This is a genomic window from Roseovarius amoyensis (assembly GCF_003260265.1).
In the GTDB taxonomy this organism is placed as follows: Bacteria; Pseudomonadota; Alphaproteobacteria; order Rhodobacterales; family Rhodobacteraceae; genus Roseovarius; species Roseovarius amoyensis.
This window is the reverse complement of the sequence record NZ_QITQ01000002.1, coordinates 168,063-194,043: the sequence shown is the minus strand read 5'-3', so window position 1 is coordinate 194,043 and position 25,981 is coordinate 168,063. Positions and strand designations below refer to the sequence as shown.

The following is a 25,981-nucleotide window of genomic DNA, read 5'->3' as shown; positions in this document are numbered from 1 at the left end:
CCCGCCCCACAGGCGGGCATGTTCCGCGCCCCCCTCGGGCGGCCGCGCGCCCTCCGATCGGCAAAATCAGACATCGGCGGAAATGACGGGCGTTTTTCCAGAGGTTTTTTAATATGTTAGACGCACCCGAAGGTTACACCACCGAGGACGGCCGCAAGATCGGCGGCGTGGTGATGGAGATGAAGAACATCACCCTGCGCTTTGGCGGCGTGGTGGCGATCAAGGACATATCGTTCGACATCCGCGAGGGCGAAATCCGCGCCATCATCGGCCCCAACGGCGCCGGCAAATCCTCGATGCTGAACGTGATTTCCGGCTTCTACAATCCGCAAGAGGGCGAGGTCTGGTACAAGGGCGCAAAACGCCCGCCGATGAAGCCCTATCAGGTCGCCCGCCAGGGCATCGCCCGCACGTTCCAGAACATCGCGCTTTTTGACGGGATGAGCGTGCTGGACAACATCATGACCGGGCGCATCCGGCAGATGAACGCGGGGCTGTTCTCACAAGCCCTGTGGAAGGGCCGCGCCGAACGTGAAGAGGTCGAAAACCGCGGGGCGGTCGAAAAGATCATCGACTTCCTGGAAATCCAGCACATCCGCAAGACGCCGGTGGGCCGACTGCCCTATGGGCTGAAAAAGCGGGTCGAACTGGCGCGCGCGCTGGCCGCCGAGCCGTCGATCCTGCTGCTGGACGAACCGATGGCGGGCATGAACGTCGAAGAAAAGGAGGACATGAGCCGCTTTGTCCTCGACGTGAACGACGAGTTCGGCACCACCATCGTGCTGATCGAGCACGACATGGGCGTGGTGATGGACCTCAGTGACCGCGTGGTGGTGATGGATTACGGCCGCAAGATCGGCGACGGCACCCCCGACGAGGTGCGCACCAACCAGGCCGTGATCGATGCCTATCTGGGGGTGGCACATGACTGATCTTGCAACCAAAAACCGCCCCGGGCGCGTCCGGTGGCCCCGGATCGGGTCCGGGGCGGGCAGCACCCGTTTCGTCCCACCCGTCCCGGGTCTGACCCGGGACCTCTTTGCCAACAAGGCCACGGACGCGGTCCGCGGGGTGGGCGCGCAAAAGGAGATGCACCATGCCTGACCAGTTGATCTTTGCCATAGAGGTGTTCCTCAACGGGCTTATGGCCGGCGTGCTTTATGCGCTGGTGGCGCTGGGTTTCGTGCTGATCTACAAGGCCAGCGGCATCTTCAACTACGCCCAGGGCGTGCTGGCGCTCTTTGCCGCGCTGACGCTAGTGGGCATCATGGAAGGCCAGGTGCCGTTTTCGCACCTGATCAACGCCGTCTTCGGGACCGAGATACATAACTTCGGTTTCCATGTGCCGGCGCTGCTGGCGATCGCGCTGACGATGGTGGTGATGGTGGTGCTGGCCTGGCTGGTCAACACGCTGATCTTCCGCCACCTAGTCAATCAGGAGCCGATCATCCTGTTCATGGCCACGATCGGGCTGGCCTATTTCCTCGAAGGTTTCGGCGACATCATGTGGGGTGCCGACATCAAGAAGCTCGATGTCGGGCTGCCGCAGGGCATCAACGGGTTCATTGACCAGATCACCCTCGACGCCCTCGGCTATGGCTTCTTCATCGACAACCTCGACCTGGTGGCCACCGCCGTGGCGGCGCTGCTGGTGACCGCTCTGGTGATTTTTGCCCAGTACACCAGACAGGGCCGCGCCATGCGGGCGGTGGCCGACGACCACCAGGCGGCGCTGAGCGTCGGCATCAGCCTCAACTTCATCTGGGTGATGGTGTGGTCGCTGGCCGGTTTCGTGGCGCTGGTGGCGGGCATCATGTGGGGCACCAAGTCCGGCGTGCAGTTCTCGCTGTCGCTGATCGCGCTCAAGGCGCTGCCGGTGCTGATGCTGGGCGGCTTTACCTCTATCCCCGGTGCCATCGTCGGCGGGCTGATCATCGGGGTGGGTGAGAAGATGTTCGAATTCCTGATCGGGCCGCTGGTGGGCGGCGCGACCGAAAACTGGTTCGCCTATGTGCTGGCGCTGCTGTTCCTCGTCTTCCGGCCGCAGGGCCTGTTCGGCGAAAAAATCATCGAGAGGGTGTAAGACATGTTTTATCGCGAAGCGGGCGACTTCAAGACATCCTATGTCGATGACGGCCAGACCTTTCCGATCCGGTTCGACCGCTACCGCTATTACGCGGTGCTGGTGGTGGCGTTCGCGGTGGTGCCCTTTGTCATCAACGACTACTGGGTAAACTCGATTTTTCTGCCGTTCCTGATCTATGCCATCGCGGCGATCGGGCTGAACATCCTGACCGGCTATTGTGGGCAGGTCAGCCTGGGCACCGGCGGGTTCATGGCAGTGGGTGCCTATGCCTGCTACAAGTTCATGACCGGTGTCGATATCTGGATTGGAGGAGAACAATACGCGCTGCCTCCAATCAACATCTTCTTCTCGGTCATCCTGGCGGGCATCGTGACGGCCTTCGTGGGAATGCTGTTCGGCCTGCCCAGCCTGCGGATCAAGGGCTTCTACCTCGCGGTGGCGACGCTGGCGGCACAGTTCTTTCTGGTCTGGCTTTTCAACAAGTGGGAATGGTCCTTCAACTATTCCGCCTCGGGCCAGATCAACGCGCCGGAGCGAGGCGTTTTCGGAGTAGCGGTGACCGGGCCAAATACCCATGCTTGGGCGGCCTATCTTTTCTGTCTGGTATTCCTGACCATCCTTGCGATCATGGCGCGGAACCTGACCCGCGGCAGCATGGGCCGGAAATGGATGGCGATCCGCGATATGGACATCGCCGCCGAGATCATCGGTGTGAACCCGCTGAGGGCCAAGCTGTCGGCCTTTGCCGTGTCGTCCTTCTATATCGGCATCGCCGGGGCGCTGTTCTTTGCCGTCTACCTCGGCGCGGCCGAGGTGGGTGAAGCCTTTGGTATCAGTAAGAGCTTCCTCGTGCTCTTCATGGTGATCGTCGGCGGGCTGGGCTCGGTCTTCGGATCCTTCGCAGGGGCAGCGTTTCTGGTGCTGCTGCCGGTGCTTCTGAAAAACGTTCTGGTAAGCGGGCTCGGCTGGCCCACAGACTTGGCGGCACATCTGGAAATCATGATCGTCGGCGGGCTGATCGTGACCTTCCTCATTCTCGAACCGCACGGGCTGGCGCAGCTCTGGAGAGTCATCAAGGAAAAACTGAGACTGTGGCCCTTCCCGCATTGAGGAGGGGGCCGAACCCTTTTCCGGGGGGGCAAATCCCGGACAACATCGGAATTAACCAAATGGGAGGAAACACCCGATGAAACTGAAACTCGCAACACTGGCATTGGGCGCAGTCATGGCTGCGGCGCCGGCAATGGCAGATCTTGTTTTCCCGTCGCTGAGTTATCGCACCGGGCCCTATGCCCCCGGCGGGATTCCATTCGCCGACGGCTATGCCGATTATTTTACGCTGATCAATGAACGTGATGGCGGAATCGGCGGCGAGAAGATTCAAATGCCGGAATGCGAAACCGCCTACAACACCGAGAAGGGCGTCGAGTGTTACGAATCGACCAAGGGCTTGGGCTCGCTGGTCTATCAGCCGCTCTCGACCGGGATCACCTATCAGCTGATCCCCAAGGTGACGGCGGATGGTATTCCGATGCTGACCTCCGGTCTGGGTCGGACATCGGCAAAGAACGGCACCGTGTTCCCCTGGGTGTTCAACTTCCCGGCCAACTACTGGGACGGGGCCTCGGTCGCGATCAAGCATATCCTCGACGAGCAAGGCGGCGATATCAGCGGCACGAAGATCACGTTGCTCTATCACAACTCGGCCTATGGCAAGGAACCGATCCGCACACTGGAACAGCTTTCTGAGAAACACGGCTTTGAATTGAGCCTGATCCCGGTGGACAGCCCCGGCCAGGAACAGAAATCGCAATGGCTGCAAATCCGCCGCGAGCGCCCCGATTATGTGATCATGTGGGGGTGGGGCGTGATGAACCAGGTGGCCATTCAGGAAGCCTCGAACATCCGGTTCCCGATGGACAAGTTCATCGGGATCTGGTGGTCGGGCTCCGAGAATGACGTGGTTCCTGTCGGTGACGGCGCGCATGGTTACAAGGCGCTGACCTTTCACAACATGGGCGACGATTACCCGCTTTATGACGACCTGAAAACCTATGTATTCGACAAGGGTCTGGCCGCGGGTGCGGGTGATCAGCACGGCAGCGCCGTCTATAACCGTGGTCTCTATGGCGCAATGCTGGTGGTAGAAGCCGCCAAGGTCGCGCAGGAAATCCATGGCACCAGCAAGATCACCCCAGAGATGATGCGCGACGGGCTGGAATCGCTGGAAATAACCGAAGAGACGATGACCGCGCTCGGGCTGCCAAAATTCGGCCCCGAATTCAGCGTCACCTGCGAAAACCATGGCGGGAACGGCTATGCCGCTATCGCCCAGTGGGATGCGAAAGCGGGCGAATGGAACCTGATTACCGATTATGTGCAGTCGGATCAGGAGATCATCCAGCCGCTGATCGAAGCCGACTCGATGGCCTATGCCGAAGAGAGCGGTATCGAACCGGGCTGCAACTAAGCCCTTGCCCCCGGCCGCGACCTGATACGCGGCCGGGGAACCGGACAATTTCGAAAAGACGCAAAGCGGAAAACGGGGTACCCCCTGCCCGCACTGCCGGAGACAGATGCATGCTGGACACGCAAGGCACCAACGATACCCTTCTTGAGGTCAACAACATCGAGGTGATCTACAACCACGTGATCCTGGTGCTGAAAGGGGTCAGCCTGTCAGTTCCCAAGGGCGGGATCACGGCATTGCTGGGCGGCAACGGCGCCGGCAAGACCACCACTCTCAAGGCGATTTCCAACCTCCTGAGATCCGAGCGCGGCGAGGTGACCAAAGGCAGCATCATCTATCGCGGCAAACGGGTGCAAGACCTGATGCCATCAGAACTGGTGCGGACAGGCGTCGTCCAGGTGATGGAGGGGCGGCACTGCTTCGAGCACCTTACGGTCGAGGAAAACCTGTTGACCGGCGCCTATACGCGCAGCGAGTCAAAGGCCGCGATCGCCGCCGACCTGGAACTGGTCTATTCGTATTTTCCGCGGCTCAAGGAACGCCGCCGCAGTCAGGCGGGCTATACTTCGGGCGGCGAACAGCAGATGGTGGCGATCGGCCGCGCACTGATGAGCCGCCCCGAGACGATCCTGCTGGACGAACCCAGCATGGGGCTGGCGCCGCAACTGGTCGAACAGATCTTTCAGATCGTCAAATCGCTCAACGAGAAAGAGGGCTATACCTTCCTTCTGGCCGAACAGAACACCAATGTCGCACTGCGGTTTGCCCATTACGGCTATATCCTTGAAAACGGCCGCGTGGTGATGGACGGCCCGGCGGCCGAACTGCGCGAGAACCCGGATGTAAAGGAATTCTATCTCGGCGTGTCCGAGGAGGGCCGAAAAAGCTTTCGTGACGTTCGCAGCTATCGCCGCCGCAAGCGGTGGCTCAGCTAAGGGGTCATCTGTCTTGCAACAACTCCGTTCGCATTTCCTCGATCAGCGCCAGCGCCTCTTGCCGCGTGTTGCGGATGTTGGGGCGAAAACCCTGGCTTTCGGCGCGCTGGCGGATCACCTCTTCGGTTTCGGAACCGGCGGCATAGCGCACCGATCCGAGCGAGCCGGCGATGTTCAGCCGCTTGCCGCGATAGGCATAGCGCACCCAGGCCGCCGGCATGATCTGGCAACCGTTGAGATTGACCAGAAAGAACCAGCGGCGGTCACGCTGCTTGATGCCCTCTTCGAGGTAGTCGTAGACATCATCGACGTCGCGGCTGTGCTGAAAGACGACGTTCGAGAAATCGACATCCATGATGATGCGCGCCTCGTCGAACCGGACGCGCGCGGCAATCCCCTGCCGGGTGTGGCTGGGCTTCAGAACGGGCTTTTCGTGGTGGACGACGGGCAGGGATTTCAGCCGGGCCACGGCGCTGTCGCGGTCGGCAAAAAGGTTGGGATCGAAATTCTCGGTATCGGCGGCGCGGCTGATCTGCTCGGCGGTTTCGGGTGCGGCATCAAACCGCACGGACCCCATGGAATGCGCCAGGTTCAGCGCCTTGCCCCGCCGCGAATAGGCAACCCATGCCGGCGGGTCGATTCGGGTGCCGCTGAGATTGACCAGAAAAAACCACGCGTCCTTGCCGGTGTCCTGGATACGTTCCTCGATCCGGTCGTAGAAGGCGTTGACCACCTTGCTGTCATCGAAATGAAACCCCGAAAAGTCGACCTCCATGATCCGGTCGGCGGGATGAAAGACGATGCGGCGATCCATGTCGACAGGGACGGCACCAGAGGATTGCGTTGTGTCGATCATGACACTGTCCTTTCTCAGATAGTATACACGAAAAACACCGCATACAAAGGTATGCAGAATTTCTGCAATGCAGCATAAATTCTCAACACACTTCAGATGCACGCCCCGGTACCTGGGCGGAAGGATGCCGATATGAGCAGTTACTTCGACGATCTCGAAACCCGGTCGGCCGACAGCCGCGCCGCCGATCTGGCCCGCGCCCTGCCACAGCAGATCACCCGGGCCGCCGCTCTGCCGGGCTTTGGCGACAGCCTTGCCGATGTGAACCCGGCTGACATCACCGATGCGGCGGCGCTGGCCCGTTTGCCGGTGCTGCGCAAATCCGATCTGAGCCGGGAACAATCCGCACAGCCCCCACTGGGCGGCTACAGCGCCATGCAGGCGACCGGGTACGCCCACATCTTTCAGTCGCCAGGGCCGATCTACGAACCCGGCAACACCGGGCACGACTGGTGGCGGATGGGCCGGTTCCTGCATGCCTGCGGCATCGGCAAGGGCGACATCGTGCAGAACTGCTTTTCCTATCACCTGGTCCCTGCCGGCATGATTTTTGAAAACGGTGCGCGCGCGGTGGGCGCGACGGTGCTGCCCGCCGGCACCGGCCAGACCGAATTGCAGGCGCGCGCCGCCCATGACCTGGGCGTAAGCACCTATACCGGCACGCCCGATTTCCTGAAAATGATCCTCGACAAGGCCGACGAGATGGGGCTGAGCCTGAACATCACCAAGGCCGCCGTGGGCGCCGGCGCGCTGTTCCCGTCGCTGCGCCAAGAATACGCTGATCGGGGCATCCTGTGCCTGCAGAACTATGCCACCGCCGATCTGGGCAACATCGCCTATGAAACCCCCGCACAAGAAGGGATGATCGTGGACGAGGGCGTCGTGGTCGAGATCGTGCGCCCCGGCACCGGCGACCCGGTTCCGCCCGGCGAGGTGGGCGAGGTCGTGGTGACCACCCTCAACCCCGATTATCCGCTGATCCGTTTCGCCACCGGCGATATGAGCGCCGTGATGGATGGGCAAAGCCCCTGCGGGCGCACCAACATGCGCATCAAGGGCTGGATGGGGCGCGCCGACCAGACGACCAAGATCAAGGGCATGTTCGTGCGCCCTGAACAGGTTGCCGCGCTGGTGGCCCGCCACGACGAAATCACCCGCGCCCGGGTGATCGCCACCCGCGAGGGCGAACGCGACGTCATGACCGTCCAGATCGAGGCCGAGGGCGACAACCCGGAACGCTATGCCAGATCGGTGACAGAAGCGCTGAAACTCAAGGGCCGGGTCGAGCTTGTCGCCCCTGGCAGCCTGCCCAATGACGGCAAGGTGATCGAAGACCGCCGCAGCTATGACTAGGGCGTTTCGCGCTCAATCAGAGACAGCCGCGCCCCGGGACTGACCCGGGGCCTCGCCCAGCCTGATCAGAGATCAGCAGCACATACGCCCCGGCAATCAGCCAAAGCGGTTGGCGTCATAGGGCGCAAGGTCGATGTTGGGCGGCTGCCCGTCGATCTGCGCCGCCACGATGCGCCCCGTCTTTGGCCCGGCGGTCAACCCGATATGCTGGTGACCGAAAGCCGCGAAGACGCCGGTTTGGCCGATCTCGCCGATCAGCGGCAGGCTGTCGGGGGTCGATGGGCGAAAACCCATCCATTCCTCTACCCCGGCATGGCGCAACCCCGGAAAGATGCGTTTCACATGCCGCGCGATGTGTTTCAGCGGCCTGCGCGACGGCCCTTTGTCCGCGTTGCCCAACTCGACCGTGCCGGCACAGCGCAGCCCCGTCGCCATCGGGTTCACCGCGAACTTGCCCTGGGTGATCATCATCGGGTTGCGGGGCATCTGCGAGGGGTCGCTGAAATGCAGGTGATAGCCCCGCTCGGCCACCAGCGGCACCTTCAGCCCCAGCTTGTTCATCAGCGGCCGCGACCAGATGCCCGCAGCCAGCACCGCCTTGTCGCACGCCATCCGCCCCTGGTCGGTGTCGACGGCGCGCACCTGCCCGCCCTCGATGTGGATATCGCGCGCTTCTGCCCGCACGACGCGCCCGCCCTCATCCTCCAGCACACGGGCGAGATCCTGCATATAGGCACCGGGGTTCAGGATGTGACCATGCCCCTTGAGCACCGCAAGACAGCCGATTCCGGGCGCGAGCATTGGCTCGGCCTCCTGCACGGCGGAACCCTCGATAAGCTCGGGTTCAAAGCCCTCGGTGCGCTTGTATTCCCAGGTCAGCCTGTCGGCCTCGAACGCCTGGCGAGAGGGATAGACATAGGAGAGATCGCTGTTCGCGATCCACCGCTCGGCGCGGGTGCCACGGGTCAGCGCGATATGCTGCTCGACACTGTCGGTCACGATCCCGGCGATACCGCTGACCATGTGCTGCACCCGCGCGGGCCGGGAATTGGCAACGAATTTCACCAGCCAGGGCACAAGCTGTGGCAGCGCGCCCCACTGCATGAAAAACGGCGAGCGGGGGTTGGCCATGTATTTCAGCGCAGTGACCGGCAGGTCGGGGGTATTGACCGGCACCACCGCCCACTGCGCTAAGAGCCCGGCATTGCCGAATGACGCGCCCGCGCCCGGGCCTTCGCGGTCGATCAGCGTGACCGCATGCCCTGCGCGCCGCAGCCAGATGGCGGAACTCAGCCCGCAGATGCCGGCGCCGATGACGATGACGTTGAGCGATTTGTTCATGGGCCCCCTCCGGTAACCGCCGGCAGATAAGCGCAAGGCCGAAGCAGGAACAAGACCTGGCGCCGCGCCGGCCAGCGGCGCGGCTGGGCTGCCATCAAGGGCGGACGTACTTGATGAACGGCGTCAGCACCGCGACCCGGTCATAAAGCTGCCGGGCGGTGATGTTGAAATCCTGCGTCAGCCAATAGACCGAAGGACAGCCATCGGCGTCGGCGGCGGCATAGACCGCCTCGATCAGCGCGCGCCCGGTGCCGGCGCCGCGCATTTCTGGCGCAACGTAAAGGTCCTGCAGATAGCACACCTTTTCCAGCCGCCAGTTGTGCGGGTGATAGATGGTATGCACCAGCCCCACCGGCCGCCCGTCCGACACCGCCAGCAGCGCCTTCTGATCGGGATGGTCGGGCGAAATCAGGCGGGTAAAGGTGGTCTCGTACACCTCTTCGTCCAGCGTGGTCTCGTAGAATACAAGATAGGCGCGCCACAGCTCGGCCCATTCGGGCCGGTCGGCGGCGGTCAGGGGGCGGATCGTGGCGGGTGTGGACATGGCGGCATTTCCGGCTGGTGACGCCCCGTTCTAGCCCGAAATCCCCTGCGCGGCAGCATTTTTTCGCCACCATGGTTTGCAATCGGTCGCGTCAGGGGCCATGTCCGGGCCATATCGGGCGCACACACCGCGCCCTGACCGAGGAAAGGACCCCTCATGAACTATCGCACGATCCTCGCCATGCTGCTGACCGCCGCCGGCACGGCGCTTGCCGTTCCCGCCGCCGCGCAGGACGCGCCGGAAGGTCCCCAGATCGCGGCAGAGGATGTCACAACCGGGCAGGTCGTGAGCTTCGTCAACGCCATGATCTCGGTCGACCGCATCCGGCGCGAATACGTGCCCATGATCGAGGCCGCCGAGACCGACGACGCCCGCCAGGAATTGATCTCCGAGGCCGATGAAAAGTCCATCGCTCTGGTGGAACAGACCCCCGGCATCAGCCCCGCCGAATACATTGCCATCATCGCCGCCGCCACCGAGGATGAGGACCTGATGCAGCGCATAAACGATCGGCTGGCCGAGTTGAGAGCCAAGCAGTCAGGCAGCAGGATCGCACCGCAGTCTGAAACACCCGCGCCCGACGCCGCAACCGACGCCCCGGCAGAACAACAGTAACCCCGGCGGGCGGCGGTCTATTCGGCCGCCGCAGCCCTGGGATCGGCCAGCGTGACGATATCCATCATGATGGTGTTGAGCGCGAAATCCTTGGGCGTATAGACGCGGGCCACGCCCATTTCGGCCAGTCGCGCGGCGTCTTCGTCGGGAATGATGCCGCCGACGACGACGGGGATATGGCCCAGCCCCGCCTCTTGCATGCGGGTCATCATCTCTTCGACCAGCGGCAGGTGCGACCCCGACAGGATCGACAGCCCCAACACATGCGGCTGCCGCTCGCGGGCGGCATCGACGATTTCCTCGGGCGTCAGGCGGATACCGTCATAGCCGATATCCATGCCGCAATCGCGGGCGCGGCAGGCGATCTGTTCGGCACCGTTGGAATGGCCGTCCAGCCCCGGCTTGCCGACCAGCACCCCCAGCCGCCGCCCCAGCCGCGCCGACACCGCATCGACGGCCTCGCGGATTTCCTCCAGTCCTTCGGTCTTGTTCGAGGGGCTTGCCGACACACCGGTGGGGCCACGGTACTGGCCGTGAACGCTGCGCATCTCCTGCGCCCATTCGCCGGTGGTCACCCCGGCGCGGGCCGCCTCTATCGAGGCTGGCATGATGTTGCGGCCTTCGGTCGCCGCCTGCCGCAGCGCCGCCAGCGCCGCCCGCACCGCGCCCTTGTCGCGCTCGGCGCGCCACGCATTCAGCCGCGCGATCTGGTCCGCCTCAACGCCCGGATCGACCGTCATGATGCCACCATCCTCGCCCACCAGCGGGCTGGGTTCGGCGTCGGTCCAGCGGTTCACACCGACGACGACGGTTTCGCCCGCCTCAATGCGGCCCAGCCGTTCAGCGTTGCATTCGACGAGGCGCGATTTCATGTACTCGATCGCCTCGATCGCACCGCCCATCCCGTCGAGGGTCTGCAACTCGTGGCGCGCGCCTTCTTTCAACGCCTCGACTTTGCGGTCGACGGCCGGGTTGCCATCGAACAGGTCGTCATATTCCAGCAGGTCGGTCTCATACGCCAGGATCTGCTGCATCCGCATCGACCATTGCTGATCCCACGGGCGGGGCAGGCCCAGCGCCTCGTTCCAGGCAGGCAGTTGCACCGCGCGGGCACGGGCATTTTTCGACAGGGTAACCGCCAGCATCTCGATCAGGATGCGGTAGACGTTGTTTTCCGGCTGCTGCTCGGTAAGGCCAAGGCTGTTGACCTGAACCCCATAGCGAAAGCGGCGGAATTTCGGATCATCGACGCCGTAACGGTCACGCAAGATTTCATCCCACAGATCAACGAAGGCCCGCATCTTGCACATCTCGGTCACGAACCGGATACCGGCATTGACGAAGAACGAAATCCGCCCCGCCAGCGCCGGGAAATCCGCAGCCGGAACGCGCGGCTTAAGCTCGTCCAGCACCGCGATGGCAGTGGCCAGGGCAAAGGCCAGCTCTTGTTCCGGTGTCGCGCCAGCCTCTTGCAGGTGATACGAACAGACGTTCATCGGGTTCCATTTCGGAATGTTCCGATAGCAATACTCGGCCACGTCACCGATCATCTTCAGGCTGGGCTTGGGCGGGCAGATATAGGTGCCCCGGCTGAGGTATTCCTTGATCAGGTCATTCTGCACAGTTCCGGTCAGCTTGGAAATGTCCGCGCCCTGTTCCTCTGCCACCGCGATATAAAGCGCCAGCAGCCACGGCGCAGTGGCGTTGATCGTCATCGAGGTGTTCATCTGCTCCAGCGGGATACCCTCGAACAGTGTGCGCATGTCGCCCAGGTGGCAGACCGGCACACCGACCTTGCCGACCTCGCCACGCGCGAGCGCATGATCGCTGTCATAGCCGGTCTGTGTGGGCAGGTCGAAAGCCACCGAAAGCCCGGTCTGCCCCTTGGTCAGGTTGCCGCGGTAAAGCGCGTTCGATGCCTTGGCGGTCGAATGGCCGGCATAGGTGCGGATAAGCCAGGGACGATCTTTCTGCGTCTGCGACATGGATGGCCTCGTGAATCGGTTTGCGCAATTTTGTTACGTTGAGCAGTTGATAGCTGGAATATAATAAGGATGTCAATTCGCTGCGGCGCGGCGAAAGACCCGTGAAATTGAAAACCGCGCATCGAAGAAATTGCCAGATCGCAGAAAATTTGTATTGTTTACGCGAACCTAACAGGGAGACTTAGTCATATGTTTAGAAGAACTGCGATTTTCGGAGCGATGGCGATTGCGCTGTCATTTCTCGCAACGCTTCCAGCCAGCGCCGCAGATCGTTGGGTCACCATTCATAACAACACCGGATACGACATCGTTACGTTTCACAGCTCGCACAGGGACGCAAAAACCTGGGAGGAAGATATTCTGGGCTCTAGCATTCTGAGAGCCGGTCAATCCGTCAACATCAACTTCGACGATGGCACGGGTTACTGCATCTTCGATTTCCGCGCCGCGTTCGAAGATGGCGACGTGCTGGTCAAGAAGGGCGTGAACATCTGCCAGATCGCCGATTTCTACTACAACTGATTCCGTTCAAGACCGCGCCGCGCGATGGGCCTGGGGCCGATTTTCTTGCCCGCCACCCTATCGCCCGGCGCCCCCTGCGCGGCTGTGCCAGATCATCCGGGTTGATCTGCGAAAACCAAGGACATGCCGCATAACGCCCAGGTCTTCGTTTCCGGTCGGTACAAACCCCTCACGAAGATAAAGCGCCTTGGCACGCTGATTGCTGTCGACGACGTCCAGCCGAACGGCATCCGCCCCCACTGCAACCGCATGCGATTTCACGGCCGAGAGCAACGCCGTTCCCACGCCGCGCCCGCGCGCCTCCTCGGCGACGAAAATCCCGTCCATCAACAGCACGCCCGGCTCGACCCGCCGTTCCAGCAGCGCCAGCAACGGCTCGCGCCACAGCGCGCCCGGCCACCCGTAAACCCTGGCGAGGTCGCGCAAACCTCCGCCCACCAGCCCGCCCCGGCCGGTCTTGAAGCCTGCCAGGCCCAGCAGCGTACCGTCGCTGGCACGGGCGGAAATCGCATGATCGGGGCTTAGCACATCGGCAATAAAGGCGACCGCCCTTGCCTCGGGCGCCAGAAGCCGCCAGAGCTTGCCCCGAAACGCCGACCAGAACAGCAATGCAGCTGTCTGACGCTCTTCGGGGGCAAACCCGATGGCGATCTGCGGGGAAAGTGGTTCTGGCCGATCTTTCATGACACTGGTAAATGGTGTTTTCGGCACGCGTGCAAGGACCGGCATGACCTCTACCATCGAACTGCCCATCTGGCTGTTTGTCCTGATCGTCCTGTTCGCGGCGGTCACCCTTGCGTCGCATTTCCTGTTTCCCTCTGTGCGCTGGTTTTTTCGCCGGCGGATGGAACGGGTGGTGGCGCGGCTGAACCAGCGGCTGGAACGCCCGATAGAGCCGTTCAAGCTGGCGCGCCGCTACGACATGATCCAGCGGCTGTGCTATGACCCAGAGGTCGCCCGCGCCATCGCCGCGCATGCCAGGAAAAAAGGCGTCCCCGAAAACGTCGCCTTTCAGCAGGCCCGCCGCTATGCCCGCGAAATCGTGCCCCGGTTTTCGGCCACGGCCTATTTCGGCTTTGCCACCCGCGTGGCCAAATGGCTGAGCCTGACGCTGTACCGGGTGCGCATCGGCACCCATGACGAGGACGCGTTCACCCGGATCGGGCGTGACGCGACGCTGGTGTTCGTGATGAATCACCGCTCAAACATGGATTACGTTCTTGTCACCTGGATCGCGGCGGAACGTTCGGCCCTGGCCTATGCGGTGGGCGAATGGGCGCGGGTCTGGCCGCTCAGCGCGCTGATCCGGGCGATGGGCGCCTATTTCATCCGCCGCAGATCGCCCGATGACCTCTATCGCCGGGTGCTGGCGCGCTATGTCGGGCTGGCCACCGATGGCGGGGTGGCGCAGGCGGTTTTCCCAGAGGGCGGGCTCAGCCTTGACGGCAAACTGGCGCAGCCACGGCTGGGGATATTGAAATACATCGTCGAGGAACGCTCGGCCGAAGGGCGCGACGTGGTGTTCATACCTGTGGCACTGAACTATGATCGCGTGTTCGAAGACAGGGTCCTGATCGCCGCGTCCAAGCGCGGCAAACGTCGGTTTCCGGCCCGAATCAGCGTCGTGGCGCGCTTTGTCCTGCTGCAGGTCCGGCTGTGGCTGACGCGACGCCATCGCCGCCACGGGCAGGCGGCGGTCAGCTTTGGCGCGCCGCTGTCGCTGCGCGATTTCACCGCCCGCAACGGCGGCGCCACGGTCGAGACGCTGGGCGCGCGGCTGATGCAGGAGATCGGCGCACAGGTGCCTGTCCTGCCGGTGCCACTGGTGGCGCATCTTCTGGTGCAGGCCGGCGGACCGGTTACCGAACAGGCGCTGGTGGCCCGCGCGCGCGAGGTGCTGGACCGGCTGCCGCCCGCACACGGCATCACGCCCGACACGGATGTCGCACTGACGGTATCCTCGGCGTTGGAGATCATGCGCCGTCGGGGAATGCTGGCGGAAACAGATGGCCGCATCGCCCCGGCAGCCGAGGCCAGTACGCTGCTGGCCTACTATGCGAACTCCATCGCGCATCTGCCGCCGACAACAGCAGGGTGAGACCTGATTTTCTGCGATTGCACGGTTATATAATTACAAAATTAGCCCCTTGAGGGATTGCATTGTTGCGCGACGCCTTATATTTCCGGGAAATCAAACAGCGATTCTGCATTGCAGCAACGATCTCGACGCAAGGAGGTGGCACATGGCTCTGGATACGGACACCGGCATCGCGCCCTACGACGCGCCGGAAAAGGACCTTTACGAAGTCGGCGAAATGCCCCCGCTCGGCTATGTGCCCAAAAAGATGTACGCTTGGACGATCCGCCGCGAACGCCACGGCGAGCCCGAGAAATCTTTTCAGACGGAGGTCGTCGACACCTGGGACATCGACAGCCACGAGGTGCTGGTCCTGGTGATGGCCGCGGGCGTCAACTACAACGGCATCTGGGCCGGGCTGGGCGAGCCGATCAGCCCCTTTGACGTGCACGGGCAGGACTATCACATCGCCGGTTCCGACGCCGCGGGCGTCGTGTGGAAGGTCGGCTCTGCCGTGAAAAGCTGGAAGGTGGGCGATGAGGTCGTCATCCACTGCAACCAGGACGACGGCGACGACGAGGAATGCAACGGCGGCGACCCGATGCTGTCACCCACCCAGCGCATCTGGGGGTATGAGACCGGCGACGGCTCTTTCGCACAGTTCACCAAGGTGCAGGCGCAGCAGCTCATGCCGCGCCCCAAGCACCTGACATGGGAAGAAAGCGCCTGCTACACCCTGACGCTGGCCACCGCCTATCGGATGCTGTTCGGCCACCACCCGCACGAGCTGAAGCCGGGCCAGAACGTGCTGGTCTGGGGCGCCTCGGGCGGGCTGGGGTCATTCGCGATCCAGCTTGCCAATACCGCCGGCGCCAACGCCATCGGCGTGATCTCGGACGAAAGCAAGCGCGACTTCGTCATGGCGATGGGCGCCAAGGGCGTGATCAACCGCAAGGATTTCAACTGCTGGGGCCAACTGCCCAAGGTCAACAGCCCCGAATATGCCGCCTGGCTGAAAGAGGCGCGCAAGTTCGGCAAGGCAATCTGGGAGGTCACCGGCAAAGGCGTGAGCGTCGACATGGTGTTCGAACACCCCGGCGAGGCGACATTTCCGGTCTCGGCCCTTGTGGTCAAGAAAGGCGGCATGGTCGTGATCTGCGCCGGCACATCCGGGTTCAACTGCACCTTTGACGTGCGCTATATGTGGATGCACCAGAAACGCCTGCAGGGCAGCCACTTTGCCCACCTCAAGCAGGCCGCGGCGGCGAACCGGCTGATGATCGAGCGCCGGCTCGACCCCTCGATGTCAGAGGTATTCCCCTGGGCCGAGATCCCCAAGGCGCATATGAAAATGCTGCGCAACGAACACAAGCCCGGCAACATGGCGGTGCTGGTGCAGGCCCCCAAAACCGGGTTGCGCACGGTCGAGGACGTGCTCGAAGCAGGCCGCTGACCCCCCGCGCCCGGGCATGACCCGGGCCCCGCCCAACCATTGTAACACGCCCCGGATCGTCTCCGGGGCGTTTTGCCATCTGTGCGGGCGGTCCGGCTGCCGCTTTCGCTGGCCCGTGTCAGAGCCCCGCGCTAAAGTTGCGCCATGACCCAGCCCGCACCCGTATATTCCGACGACCAGGCCGAGGCCTATGACCGCATCGCCGAGATGCTGCGCGGCGCCGGTGTCGATCTCGACGAGGGTCTGCTGACGCCCCCGAACGGGGACAAGAGCGCCGTCCTGGCGGTGATCGGCAAGGCCGGGTCGGGCAAGACGCTGCTGCTGGCCTCGCTCTTTCACGCGCTCGAAGAGGCGGGTGTCAACGTGGTTTCGGGCGACTGGGAAGGCAAGCCGCGCCCCGACCGCCGGACGCTGGCGATCCTCGCACCCACCAACAAGGCGGCCAGCGTCCTGCGCATGCGCGGCGTGCCCGCCACCACCATTCATCGCATCCTCTACACGCCGGTCTACGACCCGGAATACGAACGCATTGCCGACTGGCTGACCGGCGAGGGCGAACGCCCCCAGGTCGAGGGGCTGACCGACGCCGCGCTTGACCGGGCGCTGGCGTTTTTCCAGACCACCCGCTCTGTCCCCGGCGCGCTGGCCGCCGCCGGACTGCGCGGGTCGGATTTCATCACCGGCTGGAAGCGCCGCGAGGCGCCGCTCGATATCGGCATGGTAGATGAGGCGTCGATGCTGGACGCGCGGCAACTGGACGACCTGAAAGAGATCTTTCCGACGCTGATCCTGTTCGGTGACCCCGCGCAGTTGCCCCCGGTCAAGAGCGAGGGCAATGGCGGCATGGTATTCGAATCCCTGCCCGCCCCCGCCCGGCTGGAACTGCACCGCATCCATCGCCAAGCCGCCGATAACCCGATCCTCGACCTGGCCCACGCGCTGGGCGACCCTGACCTGGGGTTCGAGGATTTCGAGCGCCTGATCGAGGATGCGGCGCGCCGCGACGAACGGGTGCGTTGGGCGCAAAGGGTCGAGGTCGACCTGATGGCGCGCTCGCCCGTGCTGGTATGGCGCAACGCCACGCGCATCCGCCTGATCCACGCCTTCCGCGCCGTGCATGGCGCGCCAGAGGATGCGTTGCTGCCCGGCGAACCGCTGATCTGCGACGGGATCGAACTGCCCCTCAAGCACCGCGATAAACGGCGTGACCTGGAAGCGCGCGGCCTGATCAAGGGCGCGCAGGTGGTCTATCTCGGTCCGGGCAAGAAGCCCGGCTTTTCACGCCTGCACGTGATGGGGGCAGAGGAACCGCGGCTGTCTGCCGCTTCGATCGTCAAGATCGAGAAACCGGACGAGGAAGAACCCTTTATCCCCTTTGCCGCGCGCATGGGCGCCACCTTTCTGCACGCGGCGGCGGTGACCATTCACAAGGCGCAGGGCAGCCAATGGCCCGATGTGCAGGTGTTTGCACCTGACCTCTATGCCGCCGCCCGCATGGGCCGCACCGAGGCCGGTCAGCCATTGTGGAAACGGCTGGCCTATGTCGCGGTGACCCGGGCCGAAACGCGGCTGCACTGGGTGGTGCGCAACCGCTTGTCGAAACCGACCGGCCCGCTCAGGGTGGATGACCTGCAGGTCGCACCCACGGAGTTGAAGCTGGAGGCGCAGGCATGACCGGAAAGGGCGGCAAGACAGCAATCGTGACCGGCGCCAGTTCCGGCATCGGCCGGGCCGTGGCCGAGGCGCTGTTGGCCAAGGGCTGGCGCGTGGGGCCAATCCGCCGCCCGAGGCGAACGTGCAGTTCATGACCGTGATGGCAACCAAGATGCCCTATATCGGGCGCAGCTGAGGGGCAGCGGACAGGTTAGGGCGCTATCCCCCGCCCGCCCCGGGCCTGACCCGGGGCCTCTCGTTTCTCCCCAAAGGGTTCCGGCTCAAGGCCGGGACGGGAACCGTTGTAAAGCCGATCTGCCCTAGCCACCCGCGCGGATCAACGCATCGACATGCGCCGCGCCGCTTTGCGCCAGCGCGGTCAGGTCATAGCCCCCCTCAAGGCACGACACGACCCTGCCACCACAACGGCGCGCCGCGATTTCGCACAGCCGGTCGGTGACCCATTCGAAATCGGCGGTTTCCAGCATGAGGTTGGCCAGCGGGTCGGCCTTGTGGGCGTCGAACCCCGCCGAGATGAACAGCAGCTCTGGCGCGAATGCCTCTAGCGCCGGGAAAACCTGCCCCTCATAGGCGGTGCGAAAGGCGGCGCTGGCCGTTCCCGGCGCCAGCGGCACATTCAACAGGTTGCCATGCGGCCCGCGATCTTCGGCCTCGCCGGTGCCGGGCCAGAGCGGCATCTGGTGCGACGACACCACCAACGTGCGCGGATCGTTTCGCAACAGGTCCTGAGTGCCATTGCCGTGATGCACGTCGAAATCGACCACCGCCACCCGCGCCAGCCCGTGCCGGTCAAGCGCATGTTTCGCGGCAACGGCGACATTCCCGAACAGGCAGAACCCCATCGGCGTCTCGGTCTCGGCGTGATGCCCCGGCGGGCGGGCGGCGACAAAGGCGTTCGCTGCCTGCCCCGCCATCACCATTTCCACCGCCCTGATCGCCCCACCGGCCGCCCGCAGCGCCGCGCGCCACGACCCGGGCGACAGGAACGTATCGCCGTCAAGCTGCGCCAGCCCCTCGGCCGGCGCGCCGTCGCGGATGCGCGCCACATAGCCGCGCGGATGCGCCAGGCACAGGTCATCCTCGGCCGCCTCGGGCGCCTCGACCCGTGTCAGCGGCTTGCCCTCCAGCGCCGGCAACAGATGTTCCAGCCGCGCCACGCGCTCGGGGTGGCCGGGCGGGGTCAGGTGGGACAGGCAGGCGTCGTGAGTGACAAGGATTGTGGTCATTTCGGCCTCCGGCGGATGCAGGCGCGAGCCTGCGCCGCATATAACGATTGTCTAGACTTGCCGGAAACGAATGCGCATGCAACTCTTTCCCAATGGCCCAGGAAACGGCGACCCCGATGGATGCGGCGGCGAACGCACAGGAGATCGCCCTGGGTGTCTGGGGCCAGATACTGAGCTTCGGCAACGATCTGCTCAGGCCGTGGAACGCCTATCAGGTGCTTATCGTGGTGGGCCTGGCCATCGTCGCCCATATCCTGATGAAGGTGCTCGGCCCGCACATCTATGACTGGATGCGTGCGCGCGAAGGCTGGCCCAAGTGGCGGATGCGTTTCCTGGTACTGCTGCACCGAAGGCTGCGGATGGTGTTTTTCGTGGCCATGATCTGGCCGCTGATCTGGGTGATGCGAGAGGTGACATGGCCCAGCCGGTCCTACCTGCTGGTGTTCGTGGCGCAGCTGGCGCTGGCCTGGCTGGTGATCGCCATCGTCACGCGGCTGATCGTCAACGGTTTCGCCCGCTCGTTGGTGCGCTATGTTGGCTGGACATGGGTGACGCTGGCCATCCTGGGTCTGACCGACGAGGCGCAAAGCCTGCTGGACAGCGCCGCCATCGAAGCCGGCGAGATGCGACTGTCGCTATGGCTGATCCTGCAGGCGGTGGCGGTCATCGTCGCGCTGACCATCGCGGCGCGGTTCGTGTCGATTACGACCGCCGCACGGATCAGGCGCAACGCCGAAATCTCGCCCTCGATGCAGGTGCTTGCGATCAAGTTCCTGCAAGTCGTGCTGTACGGTGCCGCCTTTTTCATCGGGCTCAGGGCGGTGGGGGTGGACCTGACCGGCCTTGCGGTGCTGTCAGGCGCCATCGGCGTTGGCCTGGGCTTTGGCCTGCAAAAGGTGGTTTCCAACCTTGTTTCGGGCATCATCATCCTGCTGGACAAGTCGATCAAGCCGGGCGACGTGATCTCGCTCGGCGATACCTTCGGCTGGATCAACAGTCTGGGCGCGCGCTATGTCTCGATCACCACGCGGGACGGCCGTGAATACCTGATCCCCAACGAGGATCTGATCACGGGGCAGGTGGTCAACTGGTCGCATTCGAATGATTTCGTCAGGCTCGACGTCTATTTCGGCACCGCCTACCAAAACGACCCGCACGAGGTGCGCCGCATAGCCATAGCGGCGGCGCAGCGGGTCGAAAGGGTGCTGAGCAGCAAACAGCCGGTCTGCCATATCGTGGGCTTCGGCGACAGCTCGGTCGACTATATCCTGCGCTTCTGGATATTGGACCCCACCGCCGGGCTGACCAATATTCGCGGCAATGTCTACCTGGCGCTTTGGGATGCGTTCCGCGACAACGGCATCTCGATCCCCTTCCCGCAGCGCGAGGTGCGGATGCTGGGCGATGACACAGACGGCGCCAGCGAAGCGGAGAGCGGATCGCAGACACCCCGCACTTGAACCCGGCCGTTCGCGCGAAATCTCTTGGTACAAGCGCCGGGCAGTGCCCGCCCGAGGTGCGCGCGAGAGCGCCCGCTTGGGGGGCGGGCGGGCGCTGCCCGGCGGTGCCCGCCGGGCGGAATGACTGCAACCCAAGGCACCTGACACCGCGTTGGGGCCGGCAGTTTCTGCGTCGTTCCTTGAAACCACCCCCGCAGGTCCGAACTACCGGCCTTTGCACAACCGTGGCGCAAAATCGCCACGCCGCCGGTTGTCTGATCCGGCTTCATTGAAATGTCGCCTTGTGGTTGCTACCTTTGGCGTATGCCCGGCACCGGGGCAGATCGGTGTTTAACGAAGGAGGACGATGTCCTGTCTTTTACGGCTGACGCGGCAATGGCCGCTGACCCTGCGGCGCAAGGCGTGGCGCCTGCGATGACCGCAACAAGCGAAGCGCAACTTGAGCGCATCCTTTCCTCTCTCGACGAAGACAAGGCCGAAGAGATCGTACAGATCGACCTGCGCGGAAAAACGCAGATCGGCGATTTCATGGTGATCTGCTCGGGCCGGTCGAACCGTCATGTGAGTTCGATCAGTGACAAGCTGGCCGAACGGCTGAAGACCGAACTTGGCGTTCAGTGCAAGATCGAAGGCAAGGAAGCCGGCGACTGGGTGCTGATCGACACTGGTGACGTGATCGTGCATGTCTTCCGGCCCGAGGTGCGCGCCTTTTATCAGCTTGAAAAGATGTGGCTGCCCAACCAGCAGGCCGCGACACTGCAAAGTTGAATGCGCGTCCATGTCTGCGCCGTGGGCCGGCTGCGTTCCGGCCCCGAGCGCGATCTGTGTGACGATTATATTGCCCGGTTCGGGCGCACGGGCCGGCCGCTGGGGCTGGGCCCGGTCGAAATCCGCGAGGTCGAAGACCGCAAGGGCGGTGGCCGCGCCGCCGAGGCGGCGTTGCTGGACCGTGCCGTTCCTGCGGGGGCCGCGCGGGTGGTGCTGGACGAACGCGGGCGCATGCTGAACTCACCGGAATTCGCCGACATGCTGGCGCGCTGGCGCGATCAGGGCCGCTCTGACGTGGCGTTCCTGATCGGCGGTGCCGACGGGCTGGACCCTGCGCTGCGCAAGGGGGCCGACATGGCCATTTCCTTTGGGCCTATGGTCTGGCCGCACATGCTGGCCCGTGTCATGTTGACCGAACAGCTATACCGCGCAGCGGCGATCCTGGCGGGCACCCCCTATCACCGGGCCTGACGCCCGCGAATGAGCGGGCAATTGCGCGACCAGACGACAATCGGGCGACTGTTTGCGCAAAACGGTTTTCCCTCTGCCTGACAAGGCGCTAGAAGGGCCACGTTCAGGCAGGAGCAATCATGAGCGTACCCAAACCGGTAATTCTGTGCATTCTCGATGGCTGGGGGCTGTCCGAACGGACCGAGGCCAACGCTCCGGCGCTGGCTGACACCCCCAATTTCGACCGGATCTGGTCTGACTGTCCGCATGCCACGCTGATCACTCACGGCCCCGATGTGGGCCTGCCCGAGGGGCAGATGGGCAATTCCGAGGTCGGGCACATGAACATCGGTGCCGGGCGCGTGATCGAGATGGACCTGCGCCGCATCGACAGGGCGATCGAGACCGGCGCCTTTGCCAACCTGCCGGGAATGGTGCGCTTTGCCGAAAAGATGAAACAAAGTGGCGGCACCGCGCACTTGCTGGGGGTGCTGTCCGATGGTGGCGTGCATTCGCACATCACCCACATGATCGCCACCGTCCGGGCACTGACGGATCGCGGCATTCCCGTGGCGATCCACGCCTTTACCGACGGGCGCGACGTGGCGCCGGTTTCGGCCAAGACGTATCTCGAGGCGCTGCGCCGGTCGCTGCCCGAGGGCGCGTTCATCGCCACCGTGTCAGGACGCTACTACGCGATGGACCGCGACAACCGCTGGGAACGGGTCGAACTGGCCTATCGCGCGCTGGCGCTGGGCGAGGGCTATACCGCGCAAGCAGCCGCCGATGCCATTGCAGACGCCTATGGCAAGGGGCGGACCGACGAATTCATCAAGCCGCGCGTGCTGGGCGATTACAAGGGCATGAAGGACGGCGACGGCATCCTGTGCCTGAATTTCCGCGCTGACCGGGCGCGCGAGATCCTCGCCGCCTTTGCCGACCCCGATTTCAACAGCTTCGACACCGGGCGGCGGCCGAAATTCGCCATCGTCAGCGGCTTTACCGAATATTCGCGCCGGCATTCCACCTATATGGACTGCATCTTTCCCGATGAGCGCCCGGTCAACACGCTCAGCGAATGGGTGGCCCGCCACGGGCGGCGCCAGTTCCATACCGCCGAGACCGAGAAATACCCCCATGTCACCTTTTTCCTGAACGGCGGCAAGGAGGCCCCGGAAGAGGGCGAAGAGCGCTACATGGCCCCCTCGCCCAAGGTCGCGACCTATGATCTCTGCCCCGAGATGTCGGCGGCGGAAGTGACCGATCAGGTCATCGGGGCGATCGAGGCGGGCCATGACCTGATCGTGGTCAACTATGCCAACCCCGACATGGTGGGCCATACCGGCGATCTGGGCGCCGCCGTCGCCGCCTGCGAAGAGGTCGACCGCGGCCTGGGCCGGGTGCTGGAGGCACTGAAACGCGCCGGCGGGGCGATGATCGTCACCGCCGATCACGGCAATTGCGAAACGATGATGGACCCCGCCACCGGCAAGCCCCACACTGCCCACACCACCAACCCGGTGCCGGTCATCCTGGTCGGCGGGCCGGAGGGGGCAAAGCTGAAACCGGGCCGGCTGGCCGACCTGGCGCCGACGGTGCTGGCGCTGATGGGGCTGCCAAAACCAGACGAGATGACCGGCGAGAACCTGGTATCATGAGGCTTTCGGCGGCGCTTTGCAGTCTGTTGCTGGCCGGCCTGATGGCCGGTCCGGTCGCAGCGCAGGACGCCGTCGACCCCGCACAAGCCGCCCGTGCCGCCGCCCAGAGGCTGTCCGAGGCCGGCCAGATGGTCGACAGCGCCGAGGGCGCGCGCAACCGCGTCCGCGCCCTGACCGAGGCGATTCGCGCCTATGAGGACGGGCTCGAGGCCATGCGCGAGGGGCTGCGCCGCGCCGCCATCCGCGAACAGGCGCTGGCCGGCGAACTGGCCGCCCGCAACGACGAAATCGCACGCCTCGTGGGGGCGCTGCAGGGGATCGGTGCCTCGCCCACACCGGTGCTGATGCTGCATCCCTCGGGCCCCGTGGGCACCGCGCGCGCGGCGATGATGCTGGCAGAGGTGACGCCCGCGCTTGAGGCCCAGACCCATGATCTGCGCCGTGATCTGCAGGAGGTCACGGTCTTGCGTGCCCTGCAGGAAAGCGCCGCCGACAAGCTGCGCGAGGGCCTGGAAAACGCGCAGGCCGCGCGCACGGCGCTGAGCCAGGCCATGGCCGACCGCACCGACCTGCCCCGCCGCTTTACCGAGGACCCGCTTCAGACCGCGCTGCTGGTCGCCTCGACCGAAACGCTGGAAGGGTTCGCCAGCGGGCTGAGCCAGATCGCCGTGAACGAGGCCCCCGGCAGCCTGCCCGGCATCGCCGAGCGCAAGGGCACACTGCCGCTGCCGCTCAAGGGCACCATCCTGCGCCGCGCCGGCGAGGCGGACGCCGCCGGCATCACCCGTCCCGGCATCGTGGTGGCCACCCGGCCAAGGGCGCTGGTCACCACCCCGGCCGCCGCGACGGTGCGTTATCGCGGGCCGCTCCTGGATTTCGGCAACGTGATCATTCTGGAACCTGAGGCGGGCATTTTGCTTGTGATTGCTGGGCTGGATGTGGTCTATGGTGAGACGGGCGAGGTGCTGCCCGGCGGCAGTCCGGTCGGCCTGATGGGCGGCCCCGAAACAGACCCTGACGGGCTGTTGAACGGCAACGCCGGGGGCACGGATGCAGGGCAGACCGAAACGCTCTATATAGAAGTCAGACAGGACAACACGCCAGTCGACCCCGAAACGTGGTTCAGGACGGACAAAGGATGACGATGCGCATGAAGAAATTCCTGATGGCGGCTGCCGCCGGCACGCTGGGTGGCGTGGTGGTGACAACCCAGGTCGCGGCGCCCCTGCTGGCGCAGGAGGCCGCAAAGACCGTCAATGTCTATGAACAGCTAGACCTTTTTGGCGACATCTTTGAGCGCATCCGCGCGCAGTATGTCGAAGAAGTCGACGAAAAGGAACTGATCGAGGCGGCGATCAACGGCATGCTGACGTCGCTTGATCCGCATTCAAGCTATCTGCCGCCCGACGACGCCGAAGAAATGCGGGTGCAGACCCGCGGCGAGTTCGGCGGGCTCGGCATCGAGGTCACGCAGGACGAGGGCTTCGTCAAGGTGGTGTCGCCCATCGACGGCACCCCGGCGGACGCCGCCGGTATCGAGGCGGGCGATTTCATCACCCATATCGACGGCGAGAGCGTGCTTGGCCTGACGCTGGACGATGCCGTCGATCTGATGCGCGGCCCGGTCGGGTCGGAGATCGTGATCACCGTTGTACGCGAAGGCGAGGCCGAGCCGTTCGACGTGTCGATCATCCGCGACACCATCAAGATCAAGGCGGTGCGCGCGCGCCTCGAACGCGATGCGGTGGTGATGCGGATCACCACATTCAACGATCAGACCTTCAAGAACCTCGAAAACGGCTTGCTGGAACAGATCGAGGCCGCCGGCGGCATCGACAAGGTGTCGGGCGTCGTGCTCGACCTGCGCAATAACCCCGGCGGGTTGCTGACCCAGGCGATCAAGGTGTCAGACGCGTTCCTGGATAAGGGCGAAATCGTCAGCACCCGCGGCCGCAACCCCGAGGATGGCGAGCGGTTCAACGCCACCCAGGGCGACATTTCCGACGGGCTGCCGATGGTGGTACTGATCAATGGCGGCTCGGCCAGTGCGTCCGAAATCGTTGCCGGCGCGCTGCAGGACCACCACCGCGCCATCGTTGTCGGCACCAAGAGTTTTGGCAAGGGGTCGGTGCAGACGGTGATGCCGCTGCGGGGCGACGGCGCCATGCGCCTGACCACTGCGCGCTATTACACGCCTTCGGGCCGGTCGATCCAGGCGCTGGGCATCTCGCCCGACATCCTGGTGCCACAGCCGCGCCGCACGGCACAGGCGGAAGAGGCCGAGGACAAACCCACGCGCCCCATCGCCCGGTCAGAGGCCGATCTGCGCGGCCGGCTGGACAATGACAGCCTGACCGAGGACGAGATCCGCCAGATCGAAGAGGATCGCCGCCGCGAGGAAGAGGCCACCAAACTGCGCGAAGACGACTATCAGTTGGCTTATGCCATCGACGTGCTGCGCGGGCTGGCGAAACTGAACGTGGACGAATAGCGCGGGCAAACAGGCAC

22 protein-coding genes and 3 pseudogenes are annotated in these 25,981 nt (G+C 64.2%); 19 read left to right on the top strand and 6 right to left on the bottom strand.

The genetic code is table 11. The features are described 5' to 3' along the window. Positions 1–113: 113 nt before the first annotated feature. The 5 genes from DL899_RS02955 (at position 114) to DL899_RS02930 (ending at position 5,491) form a co-directional block, all read left to right on the top strand. Positions 114–932, top strand: a complete 819-nt coding sequence (locus tag DL899_RS02955) for an ABC transporter ATP-binding protein (protein ID WP_111732276.1) — start codon at positions 114–116, stop codon at positions 930–932. 164 nt (positions 933–1,096) lie between these two features. Then, entirely contained in the window at positions 1,097–2,083 is a 987-nt protein-coding gene (locus DL899_RS02945) for a branched-chain amino acid ABC transporter permease (protein ID WP_111732274.1), read from the top strand. Positions 2,084–2,086: 3 nt separating this feature from the next. Then, the gene (locus DL899_RS02940; protein ID WP_111732273.1) at positions 2,087–3,196 is read left to right on the top strand and encodes a branched-chain amino acid ABC transporter permease; all 1,110 of its coding nucleotides are present in this window, start codon (positions 2,087–2,089) and stop codon (positions 3,194–3,196) included. 76 nt (positions 3,197–3,272) lie between these two features. Then, positions 3,273–4,556, top strand: a complete 1,284-nt coding sequence (locus tag DL899_RS02935; protein WP_111732272.1) for an ABC transporter substrate-binding protein — start codon at positions 3,273–3,275, stop codon at positions 4,554–4,556. Between the two features lie 110 nt (positions 4,557–4,666). Further along, on the top strand, positions 4,667–5,491 hold the full coding sequence (locus DL899_RS02930) for an ABC transporter ATP-binding protein (RefSeq protein ID WP_111732271.1): 825 nt from the start codon (positions 4,667–4,669) through the stop codon (positions 5,489–5,491). Between the two features lie 4 nt (positions 5,492–5,495). On the opposite strand, the gene DL899_RS02925 is transcribed toward DL899_RS02930, so the two are convergent. Next, on the bottom strand, positions 5,496–6,347 hold the full coding sequence (locus tag DL899_RS02925; protein ID WP_111732270.1) for a hypothetical protein: 852 nt from the start codon (positions 6,345–6,347) through the stop codon (positions 5,496–5,498). Positions 6,348–6,479: 132 nt separating this feature from the next. Between DL899_RS02925 and DL899_RS02920 the strand changes: the two genes are divergently transcribed. Next, positions 6,480–7,700, top strand: coding sequence for a phenylacetate--CoA ligase family protein (locus tag DL899_RS02920; protein WP_111732586.1), 1,221 nt, complete (start codon positions 6,480–6,482; stop codon positions 7,698–7,700). 96 nt (positions 7,701–7,796) lie between these two features. Here DL899_RS02920 and DL899_RS02915 read toward each other — a convergent pair whose 3' ends face one another. Further along, a complete protein-coding gene (locus tag DL899_RS02915; RefSeq protein ID WP_111732269.1) occupies positions 7,797–9,041 on the bottom strand; it encodes an NAD(P)/FAD-dependent oxidoreductase in 1,245 nt (414 codons plus the stop codon). A gap of 94 nt (positions 9,042–9,135) precedes the next feature. Further along, positions 9,136–9,585 (bottom strand): GNAT family N-acetyltransferase, encoded by a 450-nt coding sequence (locus DL899_RS02910; protein ID WP_111732268.1) that lies wholly within the window; start codon positions 9,583–9,585, stop codon positions 9,136–9,138. A gap of 156 nt (positions 9,586–9,741) precedes the next feature. On the opposite strand from DL899_RS02910, the gene DL899_RS02905 reads away from it, so the two are divergent. After that, on the top strand, positions 9,742–10,200 hold the full coding sequence (locus DL899_RS02905; RefSeq protein ID WP_111732267.1) for a DUF4168 domain-containing protein: 459 nt from the start codon (positions 9,742–9,744) through the stop codon (positions 10,198–10,200). A 17-nt stretch (positions 10,201–10,217) separates the two neighbouring features. Here the strand turns inward: DL899_RS02905 and DL899_RS02900 are convergent. Next, positions 10,218–12,191: pseudogene (locus tag DL899_RS02900) on the bottom strand (methylmalonyl-CoA mutase family protein); the annotation flags it as partial. Between the two features lie 213 nt (positions 12,192–12,404). Here DL899_RS02900 and DL899_RS02895 point away from each other — a divergent pair. After that, complete coding sequence (locus DL899_RS02895) at positions 12,405–12,707, top strand: hypothetical protein (protein ID WP_239494575.1); 303 nt, start codon at positions 12,405–12,407, stop codon at positions 12,705–12,707. Between the two features lie 57 nt (positions 12,708–12,764). Here DL899_RS02895 and DL899_RS02890 read toward each other — a convergent pair whose 3' ends face one another. Then, positions 12,765–13,436: a GNAT family N-acetyltransferase gene (locus DL899_RS02890; RefSeq protein ID WP_239494574.1), complete on the bottom strand. Its 672-nt coding sequence runs from the start codon at positions 13,434–13,436 to the stop codon at positions 12,765–12,767. Here DL899_RS02890 and DL899_RS02885 point away from each other — a divergent pair. From DL899_RS02885 to DL899_RS20180, 5 genes and pseudogenes are all read left to right on the top strand, one after another. Further along, positions 13,435–14,805 (top strand): 1-acyl-sn-glycerol-3-phosphate acyltransferase, encoded by a 1,371-nt coding sequence (locus tag DL899_RS02885; RefSeq protein WP_111732583.1) that lies wholly within the window; start codon positions 13,435–13,437, stop codon positions 14,803–14,805. The genes DL899_RS02890 and DL899_RS02885 overlap by 2 nt on opposite strands. A gap of 145 nt (positions 14,806–14,950) precedes the next feature. Beyond that, positions 14,951–16,237, top strand: a complete 1,287-nt coding sequence (gene ccrA, locus DL899_RS02880; RefSeq protein WP_111732263.1) for a crotonyl-CoA carboxylase/reductase — start codon at positions 14,951–14,953, stop codon at positions 16,235–16,237. 144 nt (positions 16,238–16,381) lie between these two features. Further along, entirely contained in the window at positions 16,382–17,911 is a 1,530-nt protein-coding gene (locus DL899_RS02875) for an ATP-dependent DNA helicase (protein ID WP_111732262.1), read from the top strand. Beyond that, positions 17,908–17,973: pseudogene (locus tag DL899_RS20185) on the top strand (hypothetical protein); the annotation flags it as partial. The gene DL899_RS02875 and the pseudogene DL899_RS20185, both read left to right, overlap by 4 nt. Before the next feature lie 35 nt (positions 17,974–18,008). Then, a pseudogene (locus tag DL899_RS20180) lies at positions 18,009–18,086 on the top strand (short-chain dehydrogenase); the annotation flags it as partial. A 124-nt stretch (positions 18,087–18,210) separates the two neighbouring features. Here the strand turns inward: DL899_RS20180 and DL899_RS02860 are convergent. Then, positions 18,211–19,137, bottom strand: coding sequence for a histone deacetylase family protein (locus DL899_RS02860; RefSeq protein ID WP_111732261.1), 927 nt, complete (start codon positions 19,135–19,137; stop codon positions 18,211–18,213). Between the two features lie 92 nt (positions 19,138–19,229). Here DL899_RS02860 and DL899_RS02855 point away from each other — a divergent pair, with 92 nt between their 5' ends. From DL899_RS02855 to DL899_RS02830, 6 genes are all read left to right on the top strand, one after another. Continuing rightward, on the top strand, positions 19,230–20,597 hold the full coding sequence (locus tag DL899_RS02855) for a mechanosensitive ion channel family protein (protein WP_111732260.1): 1,368 nt from the start codon (positions 19,230–19,232) through the stop codon (positions 20,595–20,597). Positions 20,598–21,011: 414 nt separating this feature from the next. Beyond that, positions 21,012–21,365 (top strand): ribosome silencing factor, encoded by a 354-nt coding sequence (rsfS, locus tag DL899_RS02850; RefSeq protein ID WP_338049640.1) that lies wholly within the window; start codon positions 21,012–21,014, stop codon positions 21,363–21,365. After that, on the top strand, positions 21,366–21,836 hold the full coding sequence (gene rlmH / locus DL899_RS02845) for a 23S rRNA (pseudouridine(1915)-N(3))-methyltransferase RlmH (protein WP_111732259.1): 471 nt from the start codon (positions 21,366–21,368) through the stop codon (positions 21,834–21,836). Between the two features lie 119 nt (positions 21,837–21,955). Next, positions 21,956–23,473 carry a 2,3-bisphosphoglycerate-independent phosphoglycerate mutase gene (gpmI, locus tag DL899_RS02840; protein ID WP_111732258.1) on the top strand — a complete coding sequence of 506 codons (1,518 nt, stop codon included), beginning with the start codon at positions 21,956–21,958 and terminating at the stop codon, positions 23,471–23,473. After that, a complete protein-coding gene (locus tag DL899_RS02835; protein WP_111732257.1) occupies positions 23,470–24,615 on the top strand; it encodes a murein hydrolase activator EnvC family protein in 1,146 nt (381 codons plus the stop codon). Before gpmI ends, DL899_RS02835 begins: the two co-directional genes overlap by 4 nt. A gap of 8 nt (positions 24,616–24,623) precedes the next feature. Next, a complete protein-coding gene (locus DL899_RS02830) occupies positions 24,624–25,964 on the top strand; it encodes a S41 family peptidase (protein WP_111732579.1) in 1,341 nt (446 codons plus the stop codon). Positions 25,965–25,981 lie beyond the last annotated feature (17 nt).